The following is a 24,151-nucleotide window of genomic DNA, read 5'->3' on the forward strand; positions in this document are numbered from 1 at the left end:
CTCAGCTTCTTTTATTGGATAAATAATTCTATTAAGTTTTTGTTTATTGAGTTGGGATAAAATTTTATGATTTCGTAGTCAAGATATCCTTCTAAGACTAGGGGATCATTGTGGCAAAAATCTTTTACTTCATCACCCAAATAAATTCCAATGTCTCCACCGTCTTCTTTAGGACCAGAAATAATTAAATTTCCCAAGTCAACTTCATTCTCCTGGTAGTTTAAATGCTCTTCAAGAATTTTCTCAAAATCTTTATCAGGCTCTTTATCCTTCTTTAAGTTTCCAATTATTAAATAAGAATTCATTTTATTTTTTTAAGAAGTCCACTATGTCCTTAAAGACTTCTTCTCTCTCTTCTTCTCTAAAAATTTCATGTTTCATCTTCTTGTAAAGTTTTGATTTTATATTTTTATAGCCAACATCTCTTAAGATATTAATCGAAGAATTAAATCCCTTTTCGCCACCAATTACTAAATCATCTTCTCCAGCTATGAAAAATATATCAAGATCCGGATTCCTAAACTTATAATTTTTTGTGTTTTTTAATTCCCTTACACCTTCAAATACAGTGAGATAGCCCCTGTTTTTAAAAACTGGAGGCATATGAGGGTCCTTCTCTGCATCTTTTATGTTCTCTTGAGAGTAAGACAACCAATCAAAATGTTTCTTATCGCCAGTGTAGAGCATATTTAATATAAAAATTGTCCTCTGCTCTCCAAAGTAAAAGTTAATAAAGTTGCCAAGGAAAACTGCAAAAGCAACCTCAGGAACATAATTTGGTGGACCTGATAGGACTATTTTTTTAATTAAGTCATCGCCTTCTTCAAGATAAATTCTTCCAAAGACAGTCCCCAAGGAATGACCAATTAAATAGATGTCAGTTTCTGGGAATTTCTTTTTCAGCTCTCTTGTTATTGCAAGGTTGTCATCAACAACTTTTTCAACTCCGTCAATGTAGCCAACTGTGTACTTATCTCCAAGGGACCTACCGTGACCCCTGTTGTCAGATATGAAGCAGGAGTATCCCCTCTCGTTTAAATACTTAATTAAATAATAATATCTTTCCTTGTGCTCAAGAGCTCCATGAATAATTTGCACTAGAGCCTTGGGCTCTTCCACTGGAAAATATCCACCATCAAGAAGAAAGCCATCATAGGATTTTATTTTGACTCTATCAAAGTTTGGGAGCTCATAAAAATCTCTGTCGTTGCCAAAGTCTAAAAAGTCCTCACTCTTTGCAACTTCATTAATAAATTCTAAGTCACAAGTTAAATCCACTCCATCATTTTGCATGAGTTTGTTGGACTTTCTGTAATAAATTTGTGGCATCAATAAAATAATAAGAACAAGTAAAATTATAAGATACACCATAAGTCACCTCTCAGTCATTATAACAAAATATATGTGTTCTTTGCTTCTTTAATATTTTTATTCACTTATGTTTGCATTGAAAAAAGGAAGGTCGCCCTTCCCCTTTAAAATTTTTATTTAATATTAATTGTCACTGCCTTGCTTTCTTCCTTCCACTCAATGTCATCTTCTTTGCCATCCGCTGTCTTGCCACTAGTTAGACCAAAGACTTGACCAACATATACAAGTGGAAGATAAATTCTTCCATTGACGTTAAGTGGTTTAGCGTCAAGGTCTATTGTCTTTCCATTAGACAAAACTATTTTATTGTCATCGATTTGGATAAGAGCAGTAAGTCCATCTCTTGTAAAGGATGCAGTCCTTGTTGCTTCATTCCAAATAACTTTTGCGTCAAGGATTTCTGCAAGAGCCCTAAGGGGTAGCATAGTCCTATTGTTTTCAATTATTGGTTTTACGTCCAAGGACTTTTCTAAAGTTTTTCCATCTTCTGTTAATGTATAAGTTCCACTCTTCATATCAATTACAAATTTCCTAGGTTTGACTTTTGCTTTTGCATGGCTTTCTTTAGAATCAATTTTTACATCTTGCTTATTAGTTGGTGTCTTGTGATCTCTCACATAATATCTTGGGAAGTAATTCCATGAGTCTGATTTATTTTCTTCATTTTTCTTATCTACTTCATGGTTATCTTCTTCCTTATTCTCTTCATGATCCTTATTGTTTTCTTCTTTTCCAGGTTCTTGTTCAGGATCTTTTTTGTCATCTTTCTTCCCTGGTTTCTCTTCAGGGTCTTTATTGTCACTTTCATTTTTCTTTAAGACTATAGTATCTTCTGGACTTATAATGTTTTTTGACCCATCAGCATAAACTAAAGTAGTCTCTCCCTTATCACTTACTTCTACCGTATCTGCTTGAGGATTAACTGTCTTAACTTTTTCTACAATTTCAGATTTTTCTGAAAGACTTAAAGAATCAAGCTTTTCAACTGGAGTTTTATCAGGCTTTTGTACTTTGTATTTTTCTGCAAGAGGATGTAAAACTTCAACAGAGATCTCTACAATTCTTGATGAGCCTTCCTTGAAAGTAACTTTAACTTTTCCAGTGTAAGTCCCTGGTATTTTTGTGTCGATTATCTTGCTTACATCTTCAACTTTTGCTCCATCTGGAAGGTTTTTAATATTATCTAAAAGATTTATTTTCCCATTGTAAGGAATCTCTTCTTTGATTATATCTTCAGCTTTTATTTTAGGAATCGGTGTAATTATTTTTCCAGGTATTTTATCAATTATCTTGACAGTAACTTCAACTTCCTTGCTTGATGTGTCAGTGAAAGTTAATTTTAGTACAGCTTTACTTGTTCCAACTTGTGAAGTATCTGCTTTGGTTTTAATTTCGACTTTAACAAGATTGTTTGGAAGATTTGTTATTCCTCCTTTTAATTTTTCGATAGTAGGGTCATCACCCTTATTTACTTGTACTTCATTAACCAATGGATTAAATTTTTCTGATTCAAAATCTCTCACTCTTCTTAATGTGAATACTTTATCAGAATCAATTACTTGCTCAAGGATATTGTCAATCTTCTTATAACCATCATACCAAGCAACTTTTCCTTCATAGCCTTTAAGGTGAGAATCTTTTAATAGTAACTCAATATATCTAATAGTTTTAAGTCCAACGCCCCTCCTTATTGCAAATTTTATATAATAATGAGAATCATTAAATTTATATCCATCTTCGGGTTGGAACTCCACTTTATAACAACCCCTTGGCATTGGCTTTTCTTCTAGATTCAAATAATTTTTCATTGGTGCATATTCACCAATAAATTCAGCAAAAAAATCTAAATCTTTTGAACCCATTTCAAAATCCTCTTTAGGTAAAGAACTGCTTAATGCCCAATACCAAAAAGTTTTACCTTCGCTATCTATTACCTCTGGTTTAAAATCTACAAACTTATAAGTTCCTGAATCTTTCCTTATATAAAAATATATTTTTTTTGAGTTTTGAATTTCTTTCAAGGAGAACTTTTTTTGTGAATCTTTTAATGAAAGTGAACCTTTCCAATTTTCTTTTTCCGCAGTAGCAATAAATCCTATTCTTGTATAATTATCTTTTTTTTGCAAAATTTCATAACCGTCGGAATCTCTTTCTGGTAGAAAATCATTATCGTAGAAACATGGCTTATTTTGAAAGCCCGCCTTAATGATATAGGGCATATCAATTGAATATCCACTTAATGGTAAACTATAATCATCCGCAAATATATTGGTAATCCCATAAGCTGATGTCCATCCTAAAAATTCATGTTCACTCTTTATTTCTGGATCACTTTCATTATTATCAGCTTTCCTAACATAGAGAACCTGTTTATTATTTATTTTATAATATAAAATACTCCTCCACCTTGCACCCTTTAGTACATAATATTCTTTGCCTTTAATAACTTTTCCATTATAGGAGATATCACTTAATGAAACTTCATTTCCTTCCTTATCTAAGAGCTTTCCATAATGTTGCACTCCATTAACCTTCCTAGTTTCTGGAACAAAAATTATCTTGACATACTTGTCCTTCACCCTATCATCTGGCATATTTTCTATAACAAGTGGGAGTTCTTCTTTCTTCTCAGAATTTTTTACATCAGAAGCTTGTGCTTGAAGAGCTAGAGTCTTCTCTAAATTATTATATATAAAATTTTTGCCTGCTGCCCAAGTTGGACTTAGGCTTGAAGATAAAATTGCCAAACTAGTTACTAATAAAAACATTTTTCTATTCATGATGTTCCTCCAGTCTAAATAAATATAAGTCTTTCTAACAAAGAATTCGAAAATTGTAAGTCTACAAATTCATAAATAATGAATTCGTTTTCTTCGCAACTTTATTATAACAAAATTAAACTTATCATTCCATAAGCACAACAAAAAAATTCCATAATATCTGTTGGGGAGTAAATCTCTAGCAGATATTTTTTGCAAAAAAATTGCACTTATACGCATTTAGTCCTAAACTTAAAATAATTAAAACACAAAGCTTGGAGGTGCATATAAGTGCAAAATAATAACATGAATTTATTTTTATTGGGTTTTAAAGATGTAGTTTTTGATAGTTTTGATGAGGATAATGACTTTGTTCATATTCATGCTTCTGTTAAAAGGATGGATATTTGTCCTCACTGTGGTTCTAGTAGGGTTTGGGTTCATGATCATAGAGTTCAAAGGATTAAGGATACTCATATCCGTGGTAAGAAATGTCTTATTCATTTAAAGAAAACTAGGTATGATTGTAAGTTTTGTGGTTGTCGTTTTGAAAGGGACATTGTTTTTATTGCTAAGGGTCATACTATGATTAATAGACTTGTTTTTGCTATTGTTGCTGAATTTAAAGAGTGGTATTCTATCTCTTCTATTGCTAATAGGTATGATGTTTCTTATAATACTGTTTTGAGAATTTTAAATTGTTTATATGTTTCGAGAACTTGCCTTTCTGAAGTCCTTTGTATATCGATACCCATAGGGCACAAGTGAATTTAAGGGTGATAGTGGAGGTTTTAAGTATCAGACTTCTCTTCTTAATGGCGATAAGCACTCTATGATTGATATTTTACCTACTAGGGATAAAAACTTTTTGTTCAACTATTTTAATAGGGTTCCTTCTAAGGAGAAACAGGACCTTAAGTTTTTTGTAAGTGATATGTCTAATACTTTTAAGTCTGTTAAGAATAGGTTCTTTAAAACTGCTATTCATATTGTTGATAGGTATCATTTCATAAGACAAGTTTCCTGGGCTTTAGAGAATGTTAGGAAGAGGATTCAAAAGGATAATTCTTCTAATCTTAGGAAGTATTTTAAGAGAAGTAGAAGTCTATTAACAAAGCCTGCTTCTAAGCTTACTTCTGAGCAAGCTAAGGAAGTTTCTTTAATGCTTTATTTGAGTGAGGATTTAAAATAGGCATATAGGTTAAAGGAATTATTCTACTGTGTGCCCTGTGGGTACCAGTATGTTCTTAGTCAACCCAATAAAGTTAGAGCTGCTAAATCTTTAAGAGAATGGATAAGAAGGGCTGAAGAGTTTAATTTAAAAGAATTTAAATCTTGTATCACTGCTTTTAATAACTGGTTTTATGAGTTATGTAATTCTTTTGATTATCCTTGGTCTAATGGTCCTCTTGAAGGTACTCATACTAAGATAAAGACTTTAAAGAGGAATTGTTTTGGTATGAAAAATTTCAATTTGTTTAGAAAAAGGATTATGTTCGCTTGTAAGTAGTGGTTAGGAAAACGGGGAAAATTCGCAAAACCCCTAGGGGTTTTGTTTGCTATGCTTATTTTTAGTAGTTTTTTAGTTGTTTTAGTTTTGTCTTTTATTAGCGTCTATGTGTTCATTTTTACATAAAGAAAGAGACTCGAGTTAACGAGCCTCCCCAATATTTGACATAGAGCCAAAAAAGAAGTCAGTTGTCTGACTCCTCATTTCAAAAATTTTATTTGCACTTTATGACTTATAAGCATAATCTTAAAAATTTTTTTCACCCAACAAGGTCAAAGCTATCTCGATATTTCTCTTTGACTCTTGCTTCATCTCTTCTGTATTTTCACTTAAAACTTTTCTCCTCTCTTCTAAGTTTTCAAGAGCTAACTTTGTCTTATAGAAAAGTTCTTCTGGAGTGAAGTTCTCAACATCAACTGCTTCTTCAATGCCAAGTTCTTTAACCATGGCTTCTACCTTTGGGTCGTAAATTATTCCCACCATTGGAAGGTCAACACTTGCTGCATATACAAGTGAATGAAGTCTCATTGCTGCAAGAAGTTTTAATTTTTTAAAAATACCCATTAAGTCTCCTGCTGAGTAGGTGTTTTCTATTAGCATTACCTTGCCCTTATGTCGACATCTTTCAGCAACTTCACTTGAATAGATGTTGTCTCTTGGATTGTGGAAGGGCACAAGTAGGATGTCGTAACCATCTTCTATTAGCTTGTCGATAGTTGCTGCAAATTTATCCTTTATCTCGTCAATATTCTTCTGATCTCTTATACAAAATCCTATAGTCTTATCTGTAATCTTAATATTTTCACCTTGCAAGATTTTGTTCACCCTATCTTCTCCTGCTGCTGCTAAGGTGAAGACTGGATCAGCTGTCACTTCTATATTTTTGTTTGTGACCCCCAAGTCTCTAACAAATTTATAGGACAAGTCATCTCTTAAGGTAATGTAGTTTGCCTTGTTAAGTACCCATCTTGTCAAAAATCTATTGAGTTTTTTATCTATTGGCCCAATACCATTGGCATAGACGTAGACTTTTTTTCTTAAAAATTTCGCCAAGATAATAACAGAAAGATAATAAATTATAGACCTCGTTGATGTAATGTCTTGAAGTAGTGATCCTCCACCTGACAAGAGTAGGTCTGCATCTTTTAAGGCTCTGCGAACTTCATTAAAAGAAAATCTATTTACTGCCCCTATCCCATAAACTTGTCTTGTCTTCTCAGGATTGTTTGAGAGTGCTGTCATCTCTAAGTCAATATTTAGTTTTTTAAAATCATCTACCATGGCCTTTAAGATGGCATCGTCGCCAGAATTGTCAAAGCCAAAGTATCCTGATACTACAATTTTTTTCATAAGATCACTCTGTTTATTTATTCTTTATCAAGAGATTTTTCTCACTTAAAATATCTTGATAAATTTCAAATTGTTTTTCTCCCATGGCATTGTGCGAATAATCTGATTTCACAAAATTATTTATATTTTCACCAAGATCTTCTAAAAGCTTTCTATCATTATAGATTTTTAAAATGCTTTCAGATAATTTTTTTGAATCTCCAACTTCAAATAAAAATCCTGTCTTTTCATCTATGACAATTTTTGGTATTCCACCAACTCTTGTTGCAAGTGTTGGAACTTTTAGAAGAGCAGCCTCTAGGATTACATAAGGAAAGGACTCAGAAATACTTGTAAGTACATTTACGTCCATGGCATTAAAGAGACTGTACTTGTCCTTTACAAAGCCAAGCAAGTGGACCTTATCCTCTATTCCATATTCCTTTAATAGCTCTTCAATCCTAGATTTTTCTGGTCCACCACCAGCTATTAGAAAGATTATGTCTGTATTCTTGTCTAGGGTTTCCTTACAAGCTCTTACAAAAGTTTCATGGTCTTTGACCTTATCAAGTCTAGCAACAATTCCTACAACTAACTCACCATTGTAATTAATCTTGTACTTTTCAAAGAAGCTAGTCTTTGGAAGGTAGTCAATCTTTCCTTCAGTGTCAATCCCGTTGTAGAGAACGTAGATGTTTCTTCTTTTAAAGCCCCTCTTTATAAGCATCCTCTTAAAGGTATCACTTACACAGATGTAGTAATCAAACTTCTTTAGTGCAATTTTGTTAAGACTTGTATAAATTAAATTTTTGTAAAAGCTGTCCTTGAAGTCCAACTTGTAGTCTGAATGGATAGTGGTAAGCATTGGTATGTCAATTTTATTTTTCAAAAACATACAAATGAAGTTGGCACGAGCACCATGGGCATGAACTAAATCATAGTTTTCACTTATGATCAAGTCCCTTATTTTTGAAACAACAGAAAGGTCTGATCTCTTTTCTTGGTAAAAGACTTCTATGTCAATTCCTCTTTCCACTGCCTCATCGTAAAATTCGTTTTTTATAAAGCAGATGATTTTTGCATCTACCTTGCCCTCAAGCCCCTTCATCAAGTTAAAAATATGGGTCTTGGCGCCACCATTATCTCCTCCAGAAATTAAATGGAGAACCTTAATCATTGTTCATCCCCCTTTTTGTAAAGAGTTCTATCTTACTTTTATTATTCAAATCGTTTCCCTTCTTCATCCCTACAATTTATTCAAATATGACATAAGGTTAAATAATTGTCTCCAACTACTTAACCTTACAAGTAAATCAATTTTTTATATTTAATGAAGCCCTTAAGATTGCAAGAACTATAAAGAATAGGCTCACAATTCTAAGGTAGAACCATGTGTAGTCTGCGAAACTCATTACCATAAATCCACATATTGCTGCTATGCCTCCATATTGAACAAGGCTAAGAGCAGGATCATTTTCCCTAAATTCTTTAAATCTAATTAAGATTTTTGAAAATAGCTTAATAATATGTCCTATTAAGAAGAAGAGTCCATAGGCCCCAATCTCTATCATAAGTTGAAGGTAGAGATTATGGCAGTGAGCCACCTTAGTTAGTTGTGGTGACTTGTAGTTTTCAAAGGCAGCCTGGAAGACTTCATTGCCCAGCCCTACTCCGCCTAACTTTGAAAAATTCTTTTTCATAATGTTTGCACTTTCGTAAATATATTTTCTGTAGTTAATTGAAGAATCACTCTTGTTAAAAATTGACATAAGCCTTATTTGTATATTTCCTGGCAAGAAGAAAAATAAAATCAAGCCAAGCATAAAAAATATAGGAAGTAGTCTTGGATTGTAGAGCAAGGTAAATACAAAAACACAAATGGCAAAGGATGCCCAAGCAGACCTTGATCCAGTTGTCAAAAGCACAAACATGGAAATTAAAATTGTAAAGGCTGAAAGGATCTTTATATACTTGTTTTCATTTTTTAAAAAGTTAGCAACTATTAGGGGCACTGTCAAGAGATAGTATTCTCCCAAGACATTTGGGTTGCCCATAGTTGAATAAATTCTTCCACTTAGTTCTTGGCTTATGGACATATCTGTTTGTGAAAGGTCAACAGAAACTCCAATTACAAATTTTTGTAGGAGTCCATAAAAACTTACAAGTAAAGTTGCTAATGTTAGGGCTGTCAATATTTGAAATAAATCCTTGCGAGTCCTAATGTTGTTGATAAAAATTGCATAAAATAAAAATACTGAGAAGTAATTTACTGCATACTTAAGACTTAATCTTGGATAAATTGAAAATACTGTAGAAAGACCTATTGTCAATATAAATAAAACTAAGAAGTCATCAAAGGCAAGTCTTTTTTTATCCTCTTTCCTATATAAGTTTAAGATCCACAAGATAAAGACTATTAGGTATAAGTAGAGGTTAGACCACAAATTAAAGGGAACTATACTTATAAATATAAGACTAAGGGCAATTATTATGTTTATGTGCCTTGATAGGCTCTCTAAAAGTCCAAAGAAAAAACTCTTTTCCTTTAAAAAGTCTAAAATCTTTGCAAAAATATTTTCAAAAAATAAGCGAATCCTCAATAGAAGATTTCTTATTAGCGAATCATCCCAGGCATTGTAATCTAAATTAAATCTCAGCAAGTCAAAAAATTTTGTCATTTTACTCACCAAGATACTTTATGCCAGATATCCTTACGTTAAAAAGTTTTACAAGTCCAGCTCCAAAGGTGTTAGTTTGACCTGTGAAATAATTTGTTTGTCCTATTAGGATACCCTTGTCAGTTTTCTTACCCTGAGCTTCAATTGTAACAGTGGCTTTCTTATAAAGTTTGTCATCAAACTTAAGAACTTTTCCTTCAAAGGTAAAGTCCCTAGGATCAATTTCAGTTACTTCAATCTTTGTTACCTTTCCAATAGGATTATTTGCCATGACATCTTTTACAGGGTCGCCAACTTTTAGGTGGTCAATTATTTCACTTTCAATAAAAGGAACAGCCATAGTGATTTCTGCTTTTTCATCCTTTTGTAGGACTTGACCTCGTCCATCTGCTAGGTTTAATCTGCTAACAAAGAGGATTCCTGCCCCAATGCAAGCAAGTATTATAAATAAATCTATAAATTTAAACTTTAATTTCATTTGCTCACCTCAAGGTTCTTAATCTTTGCAAAAATTTGCAAGTCACCAACAGTAAATGTGAGTTCATCACCTAGGAGATAATTAAAACCATTTACATAGATTCCATCATCCTTGACCTTGGCTTTGGAACTTACTAAAAATCTAATAGAATTGAATTCCGAATTTTTTCCTCTTCCATTTTCAATTCCTGTGTATTCAGACATAGGGTTGTCAATAGCATCATTAACTTGGATTTCTTTTACAACCCCAATTTCACTATTTCTCCTCTTGTCAATAACCTTGTCGCCAACCTTTGGCACATCCTTATTGTAAGATTCAGTTTCATCTGCTTCAAGTGCTAAGACCACACTTGTGTCAGCCACATCTATATCTTTAGAAGATTTTTGCTTGAATACAATTACTAAGAAAACTGCAAACAAAATTACAAAAATAATATCTAAAATTTTAATTTTTCCTGCTTTCACTTATTGCTCCTTCATATACGCTTTCAATATTTTTAATTACTTGTCTTTGATTTAAGTCCTTATCCAAAATCTTTTGGGTCTTGTCCTTTAAATTATTTTTAAGTTCATCCTTAGTTAATATCTCTAAGGCCTTTAGCTTAAACTCTTGAATGTTTCCATAGTCATAAGTCAAGGCTGATCCATTCTCTTCATTAAAGTAGTCCCTTGCTCCACAATTATTCGTGATGAGTAGAGGTGCCCCAGAGTATGCCGCCTCAACTATGGAAAGTCCAAAGGCTTCCTCCTTAGAATGGTTGACGTATAAATCAGCCGCTGCCAAATAATCAAAGGGTTTCGACCTATAGCCAACAATTTCAACCTTACCTTCAAGATTATAATCGTGAATTTTCTTTTTCATCTGGTCTTCAAGATCACCATATCCAATTATCAGTGCCCTTGCCTTATCAATTTCCTTAAAAAGTTCATTTAGTCCATCAATAAAAAAAAGAATTCCCTTTTCTTCTGAAAATCTTCCAACAGAAAGAATCCACTTTTCATCTTTTTCCTTATTAAGAGGCTCAACTTGATTAATCACTGGGATTGGTGGTGGAAGGACTAGGATTTTTTCTTCCTTAGCACCTTCTTCCAATAGCTTCTTCTTTACCAGAGAGCTAACTCCAATAATTTTTTCATTCTTTGTGAAGAATATTCTATTTAAGATAGCAGATTTTTTTGAAATTTGTGACACCATGTGCCTTGTGTTTATCACAGGGACCTTCATTCCAAGAACCTTGCTGAGAAAGGCAATCCCATTTTCTCTCATAAAGTGTGTGTGAACAAGATCTATGTCACTTTCCTTCACATAATTCTTCAAAAATTTTGATGCTTTTAAATCCAAGGGAGACCTCATATCGCATTGGATAGTTTTTACTCCCAAGTCTTGGAAGTCTTTGACTCCACCTCCATCAATATTATAAAGAAGCTGGTGTTCAAAGTCGGACCCAGTATTTATTAAATTTTTGATGTAGCTTTCGCTACCTCCCCTACCAACATAATTTAATAGGTGCAAAATTTTCATAATCATCATCTTTCATTTGATAAAAACTTAATCATTGAATAAAATCTAAATAATTATATCAATAGGACAATTGCTTGTCAATTTAATGGCTAGAGCCTTTCTTAACCCTATGCGACTTTGCAAAGTACTTCAACTTTTTTAACTTTTATGACTTCATAAAGTCCTACAACTTTTTCATCTTTTACGACTTCATAATTTTTTACGACTTCATAAATTTTTACAAGTCTATGAATATTTGTTAGCTCATATCTTTTTATGGCCCTAGGGTCTTCCAGTCCTTTATAAGTTTTTGTAAGCTTACATTTCTTCATTTATCTAATAAAAACCCACAAAAAACTTTTATAATGTCCTCCAAACTGGTTAATAAAGCCAGTTAATAAAAATAATTTTTTATTTAGAAAAAGTTCTTGCAATTGAATCTAAAAAGTGATTTAATGTTAAAGATAAAAAAATAAAAAATCAGTCCAAGGACTGACGTTAATCATGTCCTTGTGCATGATTTTTTTTTGAGCAAATTTAATAACATAAATTTTTTTTGCCCATTTTTAAGAATGTTTGATCTTTTATTTGGAAAAAAAGGAGAAAAAAATGCCAAGAGATAATTCAATTAAGAAGACGCTAGTAATAGGATCTGGTCCAATTGTTATAGGACAGGCTGCTGAGTTTGACTACTCAGGTACACAAGCTTGCGAAACTCTAAAGAATAATGGAGTTGAAACTGTTCTTGTAAACTCAAATCCTGCTACTATTATGACAGACAAGGGTGTTGCCGATAAAATTTATATCGAGCCAATTACCATTTCCTTTATTGAAAAAATTATAGAAAAGGAAAGACCTGATTCACTAATCGCTGGTATGGGTGGACAAACTGGTCTTAATATGACCCTTGAACTAGACAAACGTGGAATTCTTGACAAGTATGGAATAAAAATCATTGGTACTGATATTGATGCCATAAAGAAGGGCGAAGACAGAGATATTTTTAGAAAGACAATGCAAGAGATTGGAGAGCCAATCATTGAATCTGAAATTGCAACAAGTCTTGAAGAAGGTAAGACACTTGCAAAGAAAATTGGTTACCCTCTAGTTGTTAGACCTGCCTATACCCTAGGAGGAACTGGTGGCGGCTTTGCCTATAACGAAGAAGAACTTGTTGAAGTTTTATCTCACGGTCTTAGCCTTAGCCCAGTAAATGAATGTCTTCTCGAAAAATCTATTCGTGGTTGGATGGAAATTGAATTCGAAGTAATAAGGGACTCTGCTGGTGAAAAAATTATTGTCTGCGATATGGAAAATGTGGACCCAGTTGGAGTTCACACAGGAGACTCAATAGTTGTTGCCCCTTGCCAAAGTCTTGATAAGGATGTTTTACAAAAGTTAAGGAATTCTGCCTTAAATATAGTAGAAAATGTAAATGTTGTTGGTGCTTGTAATGTTCAACTTGCTCTTAACCCTGAAACTCTTGACTATGCAGTTATAGAAATTAACCCAAGGGTTTCTCGTTCATCAGCTCTTGCATCAAAGGCAACAGGCTACCCAATAGCAAGAATCGCAACAAAGATTGCCCTTGGTCTAAACTTAAATGAAATCCAAAACGAAACTACTGGTGAAACAATAGAAACTTACGAACCTTCTTGTAACTATGTAGTTGTTAAAATTCCTAAATGGCCTTTCGACAAGTTCAAGTTTGCCAATAGAAAGCTTGGCACAAAGATGATGGCAACTGGTGAAGTTATGTCAATTGGCTCATCCTTTGAAGAAGCCCTCTTAAAGGGTATAAGATCTCTTGAAATTTCCAAATTCTCTCTTGAATCAAAGTTCTCTGAAGAAAGAACTACTGAAGAATTAAAGAAGAGAATAAAATTCCCTGATGATGAAAGACTCTTTGATGTTGCAGAAATCATTAGACGTGGACTTTCTATAGAAATGATTCACGACATAACAGGTATTGACCTCTACTTCTTAGAAAAAATCGAAAATATTGTTCACGAAGAAGAAAATCTTAAGAAGTTAAGCCTTGACACAATGACTCCTGAAGAATTATCTAAGCTTAAGAAGCTAGGCTTCTCAGACAAGACTATTGCTTCTGCCCTTGGCGTAGACATTGATAAGGTAGTAGAACTTCGTAAAAAGAACAATATCCTTCCAAACTATAGAAGAGTAGACACATCTCCTTTTAGAAAAAATGGTGCCTACTACTACTCTACTTATGAAAAGACAGACGAAAATATAATCTCTGACAAGAAAAAAATAATTGTAATTGGATCTGGCCCAATAAGAATTGGTCAAGGTATCGAATTTGACTACTGTAGCGTTCACGCAATCAAGGCCCTAATCAAGATGGGAATCGAAACAATTACAATAAACAACAACCCAGAAACTGTTTCAACTGACTTCGACACATCAGACAAGCTTTACTTTGAACCACTTACAGAAGAAGAAGTTAAATCAATAATTGAAACAGAAAAACCAATGGGAGTTATCCTAGCCTTTGGTGGTCAAACTGCAATCAAACTTGCAAAATATCTTCACCAACAAAAGATAAATATACTTGGAACAGACTTCGAAGATATCGACAGGGCTGAAGACAGAGAAAAGTTTGACGAAATGCTTGAAGAATTAAAAATCAACAGACCTAAGGGACACGGGGTCTTCACTGTAAAAGAGGGACTTGAAACTGCAAAGGAACTTGGCTATCCACTACTTGTTAGACCATCCTATGTACTTGGCGGTCAAGGTATGCAAATAACTTATGACGAAAACAGCCTTATGACTTACCTAAAGAGTGCCTTCGAAAGAGATGCAATCAATCCAGTCTTAATAGACAAGTACCTAGTAGGTCGTGAGATTGAAGTTGATGCAATCTCCGACGGCGACGATGTCCTAATACCAGGTATCATGGAACACCTTGAAAGGGCTGGAGTTCACTCTGGTGACTCAATAACAATTTATCCAAGCATTAACATCTCAAGTAAAATCAAAGATAAGATACTTGACTACACAAAGAAAATTGCCAAGGCACTTCACGTTAAGGGCATGGTTAACATCCAATTCATCGAATACAAAAATGACCTTTACATCATAGAAGTAAATCCTCGTGCATCAAGAACAGTGCCTTACATCTCAAAGGTTTCAGGAGTACCAATAGTTGACCTTGCAACAAAGACAATGCTTGGTGAAAAATTAAAAGACCTTGGTTATGGAACAGGAATTTACAAAGAGCCAAAGCTAATGGCTGTTAAGGTACCAGTCTTCTCTATGTCCAAACTCAACAGAGTAGAAATTTCTCTTGGACCTGAAATGAAATCAACTGGAGAAGTTCTTGGAGTTGGAAAAGACATTGACGAAGCACTTTTCAAAGGCTTCTTGGCAGGAGGCTCTGCAATAGAAGACAAAGCATCCCGTGTACTTGCAACAGTAAATGACAATGACAAGGAAGAATTCTTAGGAATTGCTAAGACAATGAATGAAATGGGCTACAAGATTGTAGCAACTAAGGGAACTTGCAAATTCTTAAGAGAAGCAGGAATTGATGCAAAAGAAGTTGGCAAGATCAACGACCCAAGACCAAATATCCTTGACGTAATAAGAAATGGAGAAATCGACTTAGTAGTTAACACTCCAACAAAGGGTGGCGACTCAACAAGAGATGGTTTCAAAATTAGAAGAATGGCTACAGAATACGTCATCGACATAGTGACATCCCTTGACACCCTAGCAGCAAGAGTAGCTGTGAAGAATAAAAAATTCCATGAAGAAAATATGGACATCTACAACATAACAGAATTATAAAATAAAAACCTTATAAGACATAAAAATAACCTCGGTGTAAATAAAACATCGAGGTTATTTTGATTTTTATCTCTCCTTAGTAAATTAAATTTTTATAATCTTATTAGCTGCTGCATTACTTTCCCTTTTCAAATCCTAATCATAAAAATAAGTCAGAAAATTTTCTGGGTACAACTTATTTTACATTTAATTTTTCTTTTAAGTCTCTTATGTCCTTATCTATTTTTTCTTCGTCAAGTCCTCTGTTCCTATTTTCCATTGCCCTATCCACAAGGTCCTTTAGGTCTTGGTCTATTTCTTTTTCGAGTTTTTCAAGGGCAAGTTTAACAAGTCCACCAAGTTCCCTAAATTTTGTAACCACTCTGTGTTCATCTGCAATGTGTCCCATTAAAAATCCAAAAGTCCACTCTGCATTGGTCTTTGTGAGGACGCACTTATGGTCAACTATGACTCCCCTGTCTTTAAGTGTAAGCAAAAAGTCTCGAAGTTCTTCCCTATCCATATCTGGAAAAACCATTAACTTTTCTTCTGCTTCAAGGCTTTCATTTTTGCTTAAGTCTTCTTTAAAAAGTTCTCCAACCTTCTCTTCTAGGTTTTCTTTATTTATCTTATTTAATTCAATTCCAAAGTACCTTGCAACTTCTTCAGTGATTTTTGTCTTTTCAATATCTAACCCATATAATAAAATTTTCTTCATTTAAACACCTCTATATTTGTTTACCCAATTTTAATTTATTTATTGCCTTTATTATCTTAGTAATTTTTATGAGATAAATTTAGAAACTCTTTTTTTCCACTTACATTAAATTTTCGACCACTTAGATAAGTTTTATTTACTTTTCTTCACAATGATTTATATTATAAGTAAAGGAGGTCGGAAATGGATTTTGAAATTAAAATAGATGAAAATTTTAAGTTGCCCAAGGCTGTTGTATATACTGATAAACTTACAGAAGAAGTTTTAAGGCTTAAGTCCTTTGTCTTAGAAAATTCTGATAATATTTTGCTTGCCTATCTTGGCGAGAAGATTAAAATTTTAAATCCCGGTAAGATTTATAGGATTTATACAGAGGATTCAAAAGTTTTTGCTGAGTCTATAGATGAAAAATTTCAGATAAAGAAAAGAATTTATCAACTTGAAGAGGACTTAAAGCTAAAAAAGTTTGTGCGGATTTCAAATTCTGAACTAATTAACCTAAACTTAGTCGATAGCTTCGACTTATCTTATTCGGGAACTATTTCTGTCATTATGAAAAATAATTCCAGAACCTTTGTCTCTCGAAGATATGTGAAAAAAATTAAGGAAACTCTTGGTATATGAGGTGATTTTATGAAAAAAATTATTAGTCAAATTATAAATGGGATTTTGATTTGTGAATTTGTATTACTTGTTATTTCAATTTTTATGTCCTACATTTTTTTGGATGGGGGTTTTACCCTAGCTAACCCTGACTTAATAGAAAGTTCTGCTTCTGTATTCTCTGCAAGCCTTTCTTCCATCTGCCTTACGGGACTTCTTGGCATAGTTTTTAGCCTTGCATCTCTTGTTTGGAAAGAAGAAAAATTTTCTATTTTAAAAAAGACAATCATTCACTTCCTTTTAACTGCCTTTACAATAAGCTTTGTGGGTTATAAGTTATTTTGGTTTCAAAGATCCCTTCAAGCCTTGGCAATCTTCTTTGCCACTTACTTTTTAATCTACCTTGCGATTTGGTTTATTGAATATACAATTTTCAAAAGGGACGTAGAAAAATTAAATGCAAAATTAAAAAATAATATGTAAAAAAGAAACCACCTTATGAATTTGAACTAACCCCAAAAGTTGGACTTAAAAACCAACTAGAGGATAGCACTTCAATTTTATTTCACAAGGTGGTTATTCTTTATTTATTTTTTTCTCCAATTACTTCAATCTTATATCCATCTGGGTCCTTCACAAAGAAGTAGAAATCTGACTTGTCTGAAAGCGACTTTAATTCTGTTACATCGTAACCCTTGCTCTTCAACTCTTCCCTAAAGGATTTTATGTCTGGGTGAGAAATTGCAATGTGACCGTATCCGTCACCAATTGTATAATCTCTTCCGTCGTAGTTATAAGTTAACTCTAATTCAAAGGGTGAGTCTTCTAACTTTAAATACAAAAGTGTGAATTCATCTTCTGGGAAGTCCTTGCGTCTTGACTCAACAAAACCCAGTGCTTCTTTGTAAAATTTCTCTGACCTTTCAAGGTCCTTTACCCTAATCATTGTGTGTAAAAATTTCATTTCTTCCTCCCTCTCTTATATCTTGTCTTGCTTTTCTTTAATTAATTTATAACCAAAAGTTAATCTACTTACACAAAAGTGTCCTTCCATACTTAATGGATGAGTCTGTAGTAATTTATAAAAAATTATTAAGAAGTAGTTTTATGTTTACTTATGCTTGCAAAAGAAAAAAGCCAGAGAATTTTCTCTAGCTTTTTTATTCTTATGCAAGTTCTGCATTTACTTTTTCTGTTTTTTCTTCCTTCATCTCTTCCTTTGAGATGATGTCCTTGACTTTCATAAGTCTTGTTATATTTGCTCTTTCACTTTCATCAAGTTTTGAACGAATATATTTTATCGTTTCTTCTAGGTCTGGAATAGTCTTATACTCAAGAGCGTTCACCCTTCTCCTTGTCTTTTCGATTTCATTGGCGAGGAGTTGAGATGCCTTTTCCTTTTGAGTTAGAGTGAGTAGCTCTTCCATAACTTCTGTTAGATTATCAATTGCTGAGTCAAGGTCCGAAGTTGTCTGAGCATATCCGTAGGGATATCTTGAAGCATCTTCTGATGTCTTCTCAGTTAAAAATTCCATCTCTGGCACGTCAACAGACATTACGTTTTTCTTTCTTATATCAACAAGAGTCTTTGTAGTTGGAAGGGCAATAGCCTCTTCTAACATCTCTGGACTCATGGCAGCTGATGCCATTAAGAAGGCCTTGAAGGAATTTTGTAGTTTATCTTCTACTTCAAGTCTTAGCTTTTTATTTTCTTTGATAAGAGTAATGAACTGTCTCATAAGTTCATCTTGCTTGTCCTTTAATAATTTGTGGCCTCTCTTTGAAGTTTCAAGTTTAGTCTTTAGAATGGATAAGTTCATCCTTGTGGGGTTTATATTTAGTCTTGCCATTATAATCCCTCATTTTCTAAATTTTTAGGATCCTTAGAATCCTCCTCTTTATTCTCCTTATCGCCCAAATATTTTTCAATTAATTTGTCGTCAATTCTCTTAAGCTCTGTCTTAGGAATTATTGATAGAAGCTCCCAACCTAGATTTAGGGTTTCAAGTATAGGTCTATTAGTTTCAAAACCTTGAGATACATATTGTTTTTCAAACATATCTGCAAATTGTGCAAAGGCCTTGTCAGTTTCTGTAAGGGCAGTTTCCCCTAAGATTGCAGAAAGTTCCTTTGCTTCCTTACCAGCTGTATAGGCAGCGTAAATTTGGTTCATTGTATCTGCATGGTCTTCACGAGTCTTGCCTTCCCCAATACCCTTGTCCTTAAGTCTTGATAGGGATGGGATTGCGTTAATTGGTGGTTCAAGACCTTGCTTAAATAATTGAGTTGATAGGATTATTTGTCCCTCTGTGATATAACCTGTCAAGTCAGGGATTGGGTGAGTGATGTCCCCTTCTGGCATTGTCAAGATAGGAATTTGTGTAATAGATCCTTCTCTGCCCTTAATCCTTCCTGCTCTTTCGTAGATACCTGCAAGGTCAGTATATAAATAACCTGGGTAACCACGTCTACCTGGAACTTCTTTTCTTGCTGCAGAAACTTCTCTTAGGGCTTCTGCATAGTTTGTCATATCTGTTAAGATAACAAGAACGTGCTTACCTTGTTCGAAGGCCAAGTACTCTGCTGCAGTAAGGGCCATCTTTGGTGTTGCAAGTCTTTCAATAGCAGGGTCATTTGCAAGGTTCATAAATAGAACTGCCCTGTCAATGGCTCCTGTCTTTGTGAAGTCATCAATAAAGTATTGAGCTTCTTCAAAGGTAATACCCATAGCTGCAAAGACAACGGCAAAGTCTCCACCAGAAAGTACTGTAGCTTGTCTTGCTATTTGAGCTGCAAGCTCGTTGTGAGGAAGTCCTGCTTCAGAGAATATAGGAAGTTTTTGTCCCCTAACAAGAGTGTTAAGTCCGTCAATTACAGATACACCTGTTTGAATAAACTCTGATGGGTAGTCCCTAGATACTGGATTTATTGCAGTACCATTTATATCAATTTTTTCTTCTGGAATAATTTTTGGACCGTCATCAATTGGTTCTCCAAGTCCATCAAAGACTCTACCAATCATATCAGGTGAAACTCCAAGTTCAAGAGGCTTGCCTAAGAACCTAACACTTGTATCCTTTAGGTTAATACCACTAGAACCTTCAAAGATTTGTACCATGGCCTTGTCGCCATCAATTTCTATAACACGGCCACGTCTTTTTTCTCCATTTTGCAGCTCAATGTCAACTAATTCTTCATAGGCTGCACCTTCTACACCTTCAACAGTCATAAGAGGTCCAACAACTTCTGTTACTGATTTATATTCTTTAAGCATCTGTATCACCGACCCCTACTAAATTCTTAAGTTGACTATCAATTTTGTCCTTTATTTCATCAAGTTTTTCCAATTCATCATTTGGAAGGTACTTCATCCTAGCAATACTTTCCTTTACATCAAGCTCTTCGATTTCGCTGAAGTAAGCTCCCTTAACTAAGGCTTCTTGTCCCTTATCGTAGAAGTAAAGAATTGTGTCTAGCATTTTAAATTGCTTTTCTAATGGACAGAAGGTATCAACATCGTGGAAGGCATTTTGTTGTAAGAAGTCTTCACGAATTGACTTACTTGTGTGTAACTTCATTTGATCTTCATCAGAAAGTGAATCACGGCCAACAAGTCTTACTACTTCAAGTAGAGAAGTTTCTTCTTGTAGAAGTGCCATGGATCTCTTTCTAAGTTTAGAAAATCTTCTGTCTATATTTTCATCTAAATAAGCATCTATCTTTGGTTGATACAAAGAGTAAGAATCTATCCAGTTAATTGCTGGGAAGTGCCTTTGATATGACAAATCATAGTCAAGTTTCCAGAAAATTTTTACAATTCTAAGTGTGTTTTGTGTAACTGGTTCAGAAATATCTCCACCTGGAGGAGAAACTGCACCTATAACTGATAAGGCACCTTCCCTTTCTTCTTTACCATTTACAAGAACACGTCCTGCTCTTTCATAAAATTCTGCAATTCTTGATGCAAGATAAGCTGGATAACCTTCGTCACCAGGCATTTCTTCAAGACGACCAGACATTTCACGAAGGGCCTCTGCCCAACGAGATGTTGAGTCAGCCATCATGGCTACAGAATATCCCATGTCCCTAAAGTATTCAGAAATTGTGATTCCTGTATAAATTGAAGCTTCACGAGCAGCAACTGGCATATTAGATGTGTTGGCAATAAGAACTGTCCTCTTCATAATGGATTCGCCAGTAGCTGGATCCATTAGTTCTGGAAATTCCATAAGTACGTCTGTCATTTCATTTCCACGTTCACCACAACCAACATAGACAACTATTTGTGCATCTGCCCACTTGGCAAGTTGATGTTGTACAACTGTCTTGCCTGAACCAAAAGGTCCTGGTATAGCTGCAGTACCACCCTTAGTTATTGGGAAGAAGGTATCAATTACCCTTTGTCCTGTTATAAGTGGTTCCTTAGGATCAATCTTTTTCTTGTATGGTCTTCCCTTTCTTACAGGCCACTTTTGAATCATATTAAGTTCCTTGTCGCCATCTTCAGTTTCAATAACTGCAATTGTATCAGCAACTGTAAAGGAACCTTCTTTTATGTCCTTAACTTTACCCCTTATTCCATTGGGAACCATAATCTTGTGAGTTACCACTGAAGTTTCTTCAACTGTACCAAGAACATCTCCTGGTTCAACTTCATCTCCAACATTGGCAACTTTTTTAAATTCCCATTTTTTATCTCTATTTAAAGGATTTACTGTAACTCCTCTTTCTAGAAAGTCTCCGGCTTCGTTTCTAAGTCCAACTAGGGGCCTTTGGATTCCATCAAACATTTGCTCAATCATTCCAGGTCCCAGCTCTACTGATAGGGGTGCTCCTGTTGTATAAACTTCATCTCCAGGACCTATGCCTGTAGTTTCTTCATATACTTGTATAGAGGCCTTGTCCCCTCTCATTTCAATAACTTCACCAATTAATTTGTCTTTAGAAACTTCTACCACGTCATAGACATTGGCATCTTCCATGCCGCTGGCTACAACAAGTGGTCCGGATACTTTAATTATCTTTCCTGATTTCAATAAAGATCCTCCTTTATAAAAAGGTGACTAGTCACCTAATATATTCGCTCCAACTGCCTTTTCCACGTTTTTATTTAAGTTCTTCATACCAATACCAAGAGTTCCCTTGTTAGATGGGATAACTATAATGGCTGGTATTAACTCATCATTATATCTTTCGATTGTCTTTGGTATTTTTGCTGCAAGATCTTCTGTGATATAAATTACACCATAATCTTCCTTTGCAAGACTATCTACCAGACTTCTCGCTTCCTTATCTTCATAGGCAACAAAGACTTCTATGCCTATTGCCTTAAAAGATAAAACCGAGTCCTTGTCTCCAACAACTGCAATTTTATACATAACTATCACGCAACTTTTCTCTTATAAATTCACCATCAAGTCCATTTAATTTAGAAACCAAAATAATTCTTAGGTTTTTAATTTCCATTTCCTTTGCCAAGACATTGGCAAAAATAACTTCTGGACCATAGGTGATGTATTTTACATCCTTAATAAGGTCTATAAAGTAATTGTCCATCTCCCTCTCAAAGTTTGATAGGCTTCCCTTTTCTTTAAAATCGTCAAGGCCATCCTTTATATACTTATAAATATCAAGCCTCTTGAAGGCTTCAGTATCTGAAAAAATTTCCCTATTTAATAAATCAAGATAGGCTTCTTCTCTTAGCTTACCTCCAGGAAGGATAATGTTTCTTAAAAATTCCACATCCTTTTCCTGTTTTTTTGCCCTGAGAAGGGTCCTAATATTTGTAAAATCAATTAGATTTTTTGCGTAATTTATAAATAGGTCAACTTCAGATTCTTCTGCCAGGTCAAGTAGGTCCTTAAAGTAGGCATTATCAAGATATATATCAATAATTTGAGGGTCCTTCTTTTCTTCGTAGACTTCCTCAATTTTTCCTATAAGTTCAAAATATTTATTTCTCTTGCTACCCTTTAAGATTCCATCTCTATATTCCTTGATATCAAAGCCGCCAAATGCCATAAAAAGGTCCTTTAAGTCTTCTCCCCCAATCTTTTCCTTAATTAGGACCTTTAGATTGTGGTAGAAGTATTTTAAAGTAACTAGGTCCACTGGGATTCTTGATGGGGAAATGTCATAGACCTCACTATAGAACCTCGTAAGCTCCTCTTTTAAGATGACTTCATATTCTGTGGGAGAAGATATTTTATTTATAAACTTGTTGTAAACTGTATCAGATAGAGATCTAAGTGCGTCTTCCAAAGTATCTTGTTCAGATATTCTTATAAAGTTTTCACTTTTTAAAAGTTCCTTTTCCAAAACTCTTAGCCTTGTGGAACTTTGGATAAATTTATTTCTATCCATTAAATCACCTTTTCCTCTTAACTGAATAGTTTTTCAGCTAAAAATTTCTCTAAGTCTTCTCTCTCAGATTTTACAAGAGACCTAAAATCTCCATTGTAAATTAAATTATCCTTGTTAAGGACAAAGCCACTCTTTAAATCCTTGTCAGATATTTTAAAGCCAAGGTCTGCCTTTTCTACAGCATCCCTATATTTTTGGGGAATATCAATAGTCCCACCCTTAAGATTTTCATCTCCTAAGTTATTTTTTAAGAATTTTACAAAATCATCTTCAGACAGGTTTTCAAGTTCACTTACAACTTTTTCAAGGACCTCATCTATTATCCTGTTTTTTTCAGATAAGATTTTGTCCCTTGCCTTAAGTTCTTCTGATGACTTAGATCTCTTTAAGATGTCTTCCCTTTCTCTTTCGGCAATCTCGCCTATTTTGTTGGCGAGAAATCTGCCTTCTTCTTCTCTATTTTCTATAATAGTTTTTTCTTTTTCTTCAGCTTCTTTTATTATGAGTTGGGCCTTTTCCTCTGCATCCTTAATTATTTTGTTTAAAATATTTTCAAGTCCTGCCATAGTATCACCTAGGCTCTAAATAGGATAAAGAATGAAATTGCAAAGGCAAGAATAGCGTAAAGCTCAACCATTACTGCAAAGATAATACCCTTTGCTTGTTGTTCTTCGTTTTTAGCAAGGATGTTGATACCTGCAACAGATACCTTACCTTGAGCAACTGCAGATACAAGTCCTGCAAGACCAATTACGGCACCACTTGCTAGGTACATAAATCCTGTGTTAATTGGTGTATCAACAGCAAGTCTAAATAAAATAAATAGTCCAATTACAAAACCGTAAAGACCTTGTGTACCTGGAAGCAATTGAAGTACAAGGGACTTACCAAATTTTTCTGGTTCGTCAATTACTACTCCTGCAGCAGCTTCCCCTGCCATACCTACTCCCTTAGCTGATCCTGCACCAGAAAGTGCTACTGCTAAAAAAATTCCAATTGATCCTAAAATCAATCCGCCATATTCTTCCATTAGTCCATTAAACATATTAA

At 34.2% G+C, this 24,151-nt stretch carries 23 protein-coding genes and 1 pseudogene; 5 read left to right on the plus strand and 19 right to left on the minus strand.

From position 1 onward, the window contains the following. Positions 1-11 precede the first annotated feature (11 nt). The 3 genes from HMPREF1864_RS04685 to HMPREF1864_RS04695 all read right to left on the minus strand — a co-directional run bounded on the left by HMPREF1864_RS04685 (position 12) and on the right by HMPREF1864_RS04695 (position 4,151). Positions 12-305, minus strand: coding sequence for a YciI family protein (locus tag HMPREF1864_RS04685; RefSeq protein WP_062571681.1), 294 nt, complete (start codon positions 303-305; stop codon positions 12-14). 1 nt (position 306) lies between these two features. Continuing rightward, positions 307-1,371, minus strand: coding sequence for an alpha/beta fold hydrolase (locus HMPREF1864_RS04690; protein ID WP_062571682.1), 1,065 nt, complete (start codon positions 1,369-1,371; stop codon positions 307-309). Between the two features lie 113 nt (positions 1,372-1,484). Then, entirely contained in the window at positions 1,485-4,151 is a 2,667-nt protein-coding gene (locus tag HMPREF1864_RS04695; protein ID WP_062571683.1) for a stalk domain-containing protein, read from the minus strand. A gap of 270 nt (positions 4,152-4,421) precedes the next feature. Between HMPREF1864_RS04695 and HMPREF1864_RS04700 the strand changes: the two genes are divergently transcribed. Together HMPREF1864_RS04700 and HMPREF1864_RS08715 are read left to right on the plus strand one after the other, a co-directional pair. Continuing rightward, positions 4,422-4,898 carry a transposase family protein gene (locus HMPREF1864_RS04700; RefSeq protein ID WP_082718915.1) on the plus strand — a complete coding sequence of 159 codons (477 nt, stop codon included), beginning with the start codon at positions 4,422-4,424 and terminating at the stop codon, positions 4,896-4,898. 34 nt (positions 4,899-4,932) lie between these two features. Then, positions 4,933-5,640: pseudogene (locus tag HMPREF1864_RS08715) on the plus strand (ISL3 family transposase); the annotation flags it as partial. Positions 5,641-5,886: 246 nt separating this feature from the next. Here the strand turns inward: HMPREF1864_RS08715 and csaB are convergent. From csaB to HMPREF1864_RS04740, 7 genes are all read right to left on the minus strand, one after another. Continuing rightward, positions 5,887-6,990 carry a polysaccharide pyruvyl transferase CsaB gene (gene csaB / locus HMPREF1864_RS04710; protein WP_062571684.1) on the minus strand — a complete coding sequence of 368 codons (1,104 nt, stop codon included), beginning with the start codon at positions 6,988-6,990 and terminating at the stop codon, positions 5,887-5,889. Between the two features lie 13 nt (positions 6,991-7,003). Then, positions 7,004-8,146: a glycosyltransferase family 4 protein gene (locus HMPREF1864_RS04715; RefSeq protein ID WP_062571685.1), complete on the minus strand. Its 1,143-nt coding sequence runs from the start codon at positions 8,144-8,146 to the stop codon at positions 7,004-7,006. A 136-nt stretch (positions 8,147-8,282) separates the two neighbouring features. Continuing rightward, positions 8,283-9,647, minus strand: coding sequence for an O-antigen ligase family protein (locus tag HMPREF1864_RS04720; RefSeq protein ID WP_062571686.1), 1,365 nt, complete (start codon positions 9,645-9,647; stop codon positions 8,283-8,285). 1 nt (position 9,648) lies between these two features. Continuing rightward, on the minus strand, positions 9,649-10,125 hold the full coding sequence (locus tag HMPREF1864_RS04725) for a DUF4330 domain-containing protein (RefSeq protein ID WP_062571687.1): 477 nt from the start codon (positions 10,123-10,125) through the stop codon (positions 9,649-9,651). Further along, entirely contained in the window at positions 10,122-10,589 is a 468-nt protein-coding gene (locus HMPREF1864_RS04730) for a DUF4330 family protein (protein ID WP_062571688.1), read from the minus strand. The genes HMPREF1864_RS04725 and HMPREF1864_RS04730 overlap by 4 nt, the downstream gene beginning before the upstream one ends. Next, on the minus strand, positions 10,570-11,646 hold the full coding sequence (locus tag HMPREF1864_RS04735) for a glycosyltransferase (protein WP_062571689.1): 1,077 nt from the start codon (positions 11,644-11,646) through the stop codon (positions 10,570-10,572). Before HMPREF1864_RS04735 ends, HMPREF1864_RS04730 begins: the two co-directional genes overlap by 20 nt. Positions 11,647-11,753: 107 nt before the next feature. After that, positions 11,754-11,957, minus strand: a complete 204-nt coding sequence (locus HMPREF1864_RS04740; protein WP_062571690.1) for a hypothetical protein — start codon at positions 11,955-11,957, stop codon at positions 11,754-11,756. Between the two features lie 277 nt (positions 11,958-12,234). On the opposite strand from HMPREF1864_RS04740, the gene carB reads away from it, so the two are divergent. Beyond that, positions 12,235-15,438 (plus strand): carbamoyl-phosphate synthase large subunit, encoded by a 3,204-nt coding sequence (carB, locus tag HMPREF1864_RS04745; protein ID WP_062571691.1) that lies wholly within the window; start codon positions 12,235-12,237, stop codon positions 15,436-15,438. 175 nt (positions 15,439-15,613) lie between these two features. Here carB and HMPREF1864_RS04750 read toward each other — a convergent pair whose 3' ends face one another. Beyond that, positions 15,614-16,135 carry a DUF3783 domain-containing protein gene (locus HMPREF1864_RS04750; protein ID WP_062571692.1) on the minus strand — a complete coding sequence of 174 codons (522 nt, stop codon included), beginning with the start codon at positions 16,133-16,135 and terminating at the stop codon, positions 15,614-15,616. Between the two features lie 183 nt (positions 16,136-16,318). Between HMPREF1864_RS04750 and HMPREF1864_RS04755 the strand changes: the two genes are divergently transcribed. Together HMPREF1864_RS04755 and HMPREF1864_RS04760 are read left to right on the plus strand one after the other, a co-directional pair. Next, positions 16,319-16,759 (plus strand): LytTR family DNA-binding domain-containing protein, encoded by a 441-nt coding sequence (locus tag HMPREF1864_RS04755; protein WP_062571693.1) that lies wholly within the window; start codon positions 16,319-16,321, stop codon positions 16,757-16,759. A gap of 9 nt (positions 16,760-16,768) precedes the next feature. Further along, positions 16,769-17,221: a DUF3021 domain-containing protein gene (locus tag HMPREF1864_RS04760; protein ID WP_062571694.1), complete on the plus strand. Its 453-nt coding sequence runs from the start codon at positions 16,769-16,771 to the stop codon at positions 17,219-17,221. A 100-nt stretch (positions 17,222-17,321) separates the two neighbouring features. Here the strand turns inward: HMPREF1864_RS04760 and HMPREF1864_RS04765 are convergent, their stop codons facing one another. The 8 genes from HMPREF1864_RS04765 to HMPREF1864_RS04800 all read right to left on the minus strand — a co-directional run bounded on the left by HMPREF1864_RS04765 (position 17,322) and on the right by HMPREF1864_RS04800 (position 24,146). Beyond that, positions 17,322-17,702, minus strand: coding sequence for a lactoylglutathione lyase (locus HMPREF1864_RS04765; RefSeq protein WP_062571695.1), 381 nt, complete (start codon positions 17,700-17,702; stop codon positions 17,322-17,324). Between the two features lie 202 nt (positions 17,703-17,904). Further along, a complete protein-coding gene (locus tag HMPREF1864_RS04770; RefSeq protein WP_062571696.1) occupies positions 17,905-18,588 on the minus strand; it encodes a V-type ATP synthase subunit D in 684 nt (227 codons plus the stop codon). Beyond that, positions 18,588-20,012 carry a V-type ATP synthase subunit B gene (locus HMPREF1864_RS04775; protein ID WP_062571697.1) on the minus strand — a complete coding sequence of 475 codons (1,425 nt, stop codon included), beginning with the start codon at positions 20,010-20,012 and terminating at the stop codon, positions 18,588-18,590. Before HMPREF1864_RS04775 ends, HMPREF1864_RS04770 begins: the two co-directional genes overlap by 1 nt. Further along, entirely contained in the window at positions 20,005-21,774 is a 1,770-nt protein-coding gene (locus tag HMPREF1864_RS04780; RefSeq protein ID WP_062571698.1) for a V-type ATP synthase subunit A, read from the minus strand. Before HMPREF1864_RS04780 ends, HMPREF1864_RS04775 begins: the two co-directional genes overlap by 8 nt. A gap of 27 nt (positions 21,775-21,801) precedes the next feature. After that, entirely contained in the window at positions 21,802-22,116 is a 315-nt protein-coding gene (locus tag HMPREF1864_RS04785) for a V-type ATP synthase subunit F (RefSeq protein ID WP_062571699.1), read from the minus strand. Next, a complete protein-coding gene (locus tag HMPREF1864_RS04790) occupies positions 22,109-23,101 on the minus strand; it encodes a V-type ATP synthase subunit C (protein WP_062571700.1) in 993 nt (330 codons plus the stop codon). The genes HMPREF1864_RS04785 and HMPREF1864_RS04790 overlap by 8 nt, the downstream gene beginning before the upstream one ends. 17 nt (positions 23,102-23,118) lie before the next feature. Next, entirely contained in the window at positions 23,119-23,667 is a 549-nt protein-coding gene (locus HMPREF1864_RS04795; RefSeq protein ID WP_062571701.1) for a V-type ATP synthase subunit E, read from the minus strand. 8 nt (positions 23,668-23,675) lie between these two features. After that, positions 23,676-24,146 (minus strand): V-type ATP synthase subunit K, encoded by a 471-nt coding sequence (locus tag HMPREF1864_RS04800; protein WP_197415059.1) that lies wholly within the window; start codon positions 24,144-24,146, stop codon positions 23,676-23,678. Positions 24,147-24,151: the final 5 nt, after the last annotated feature.

The organism is Peptoniphilus sp. DNF00840 (assembly GCF_001553125.1).
Classification (GTDB): domain Bacteria; phylum Bacillota; class Clostridia; order Tissierellales; family Peptoniphilaceae; genus Peptoniphilus_A; species Peptoniphilus_A vaginalis.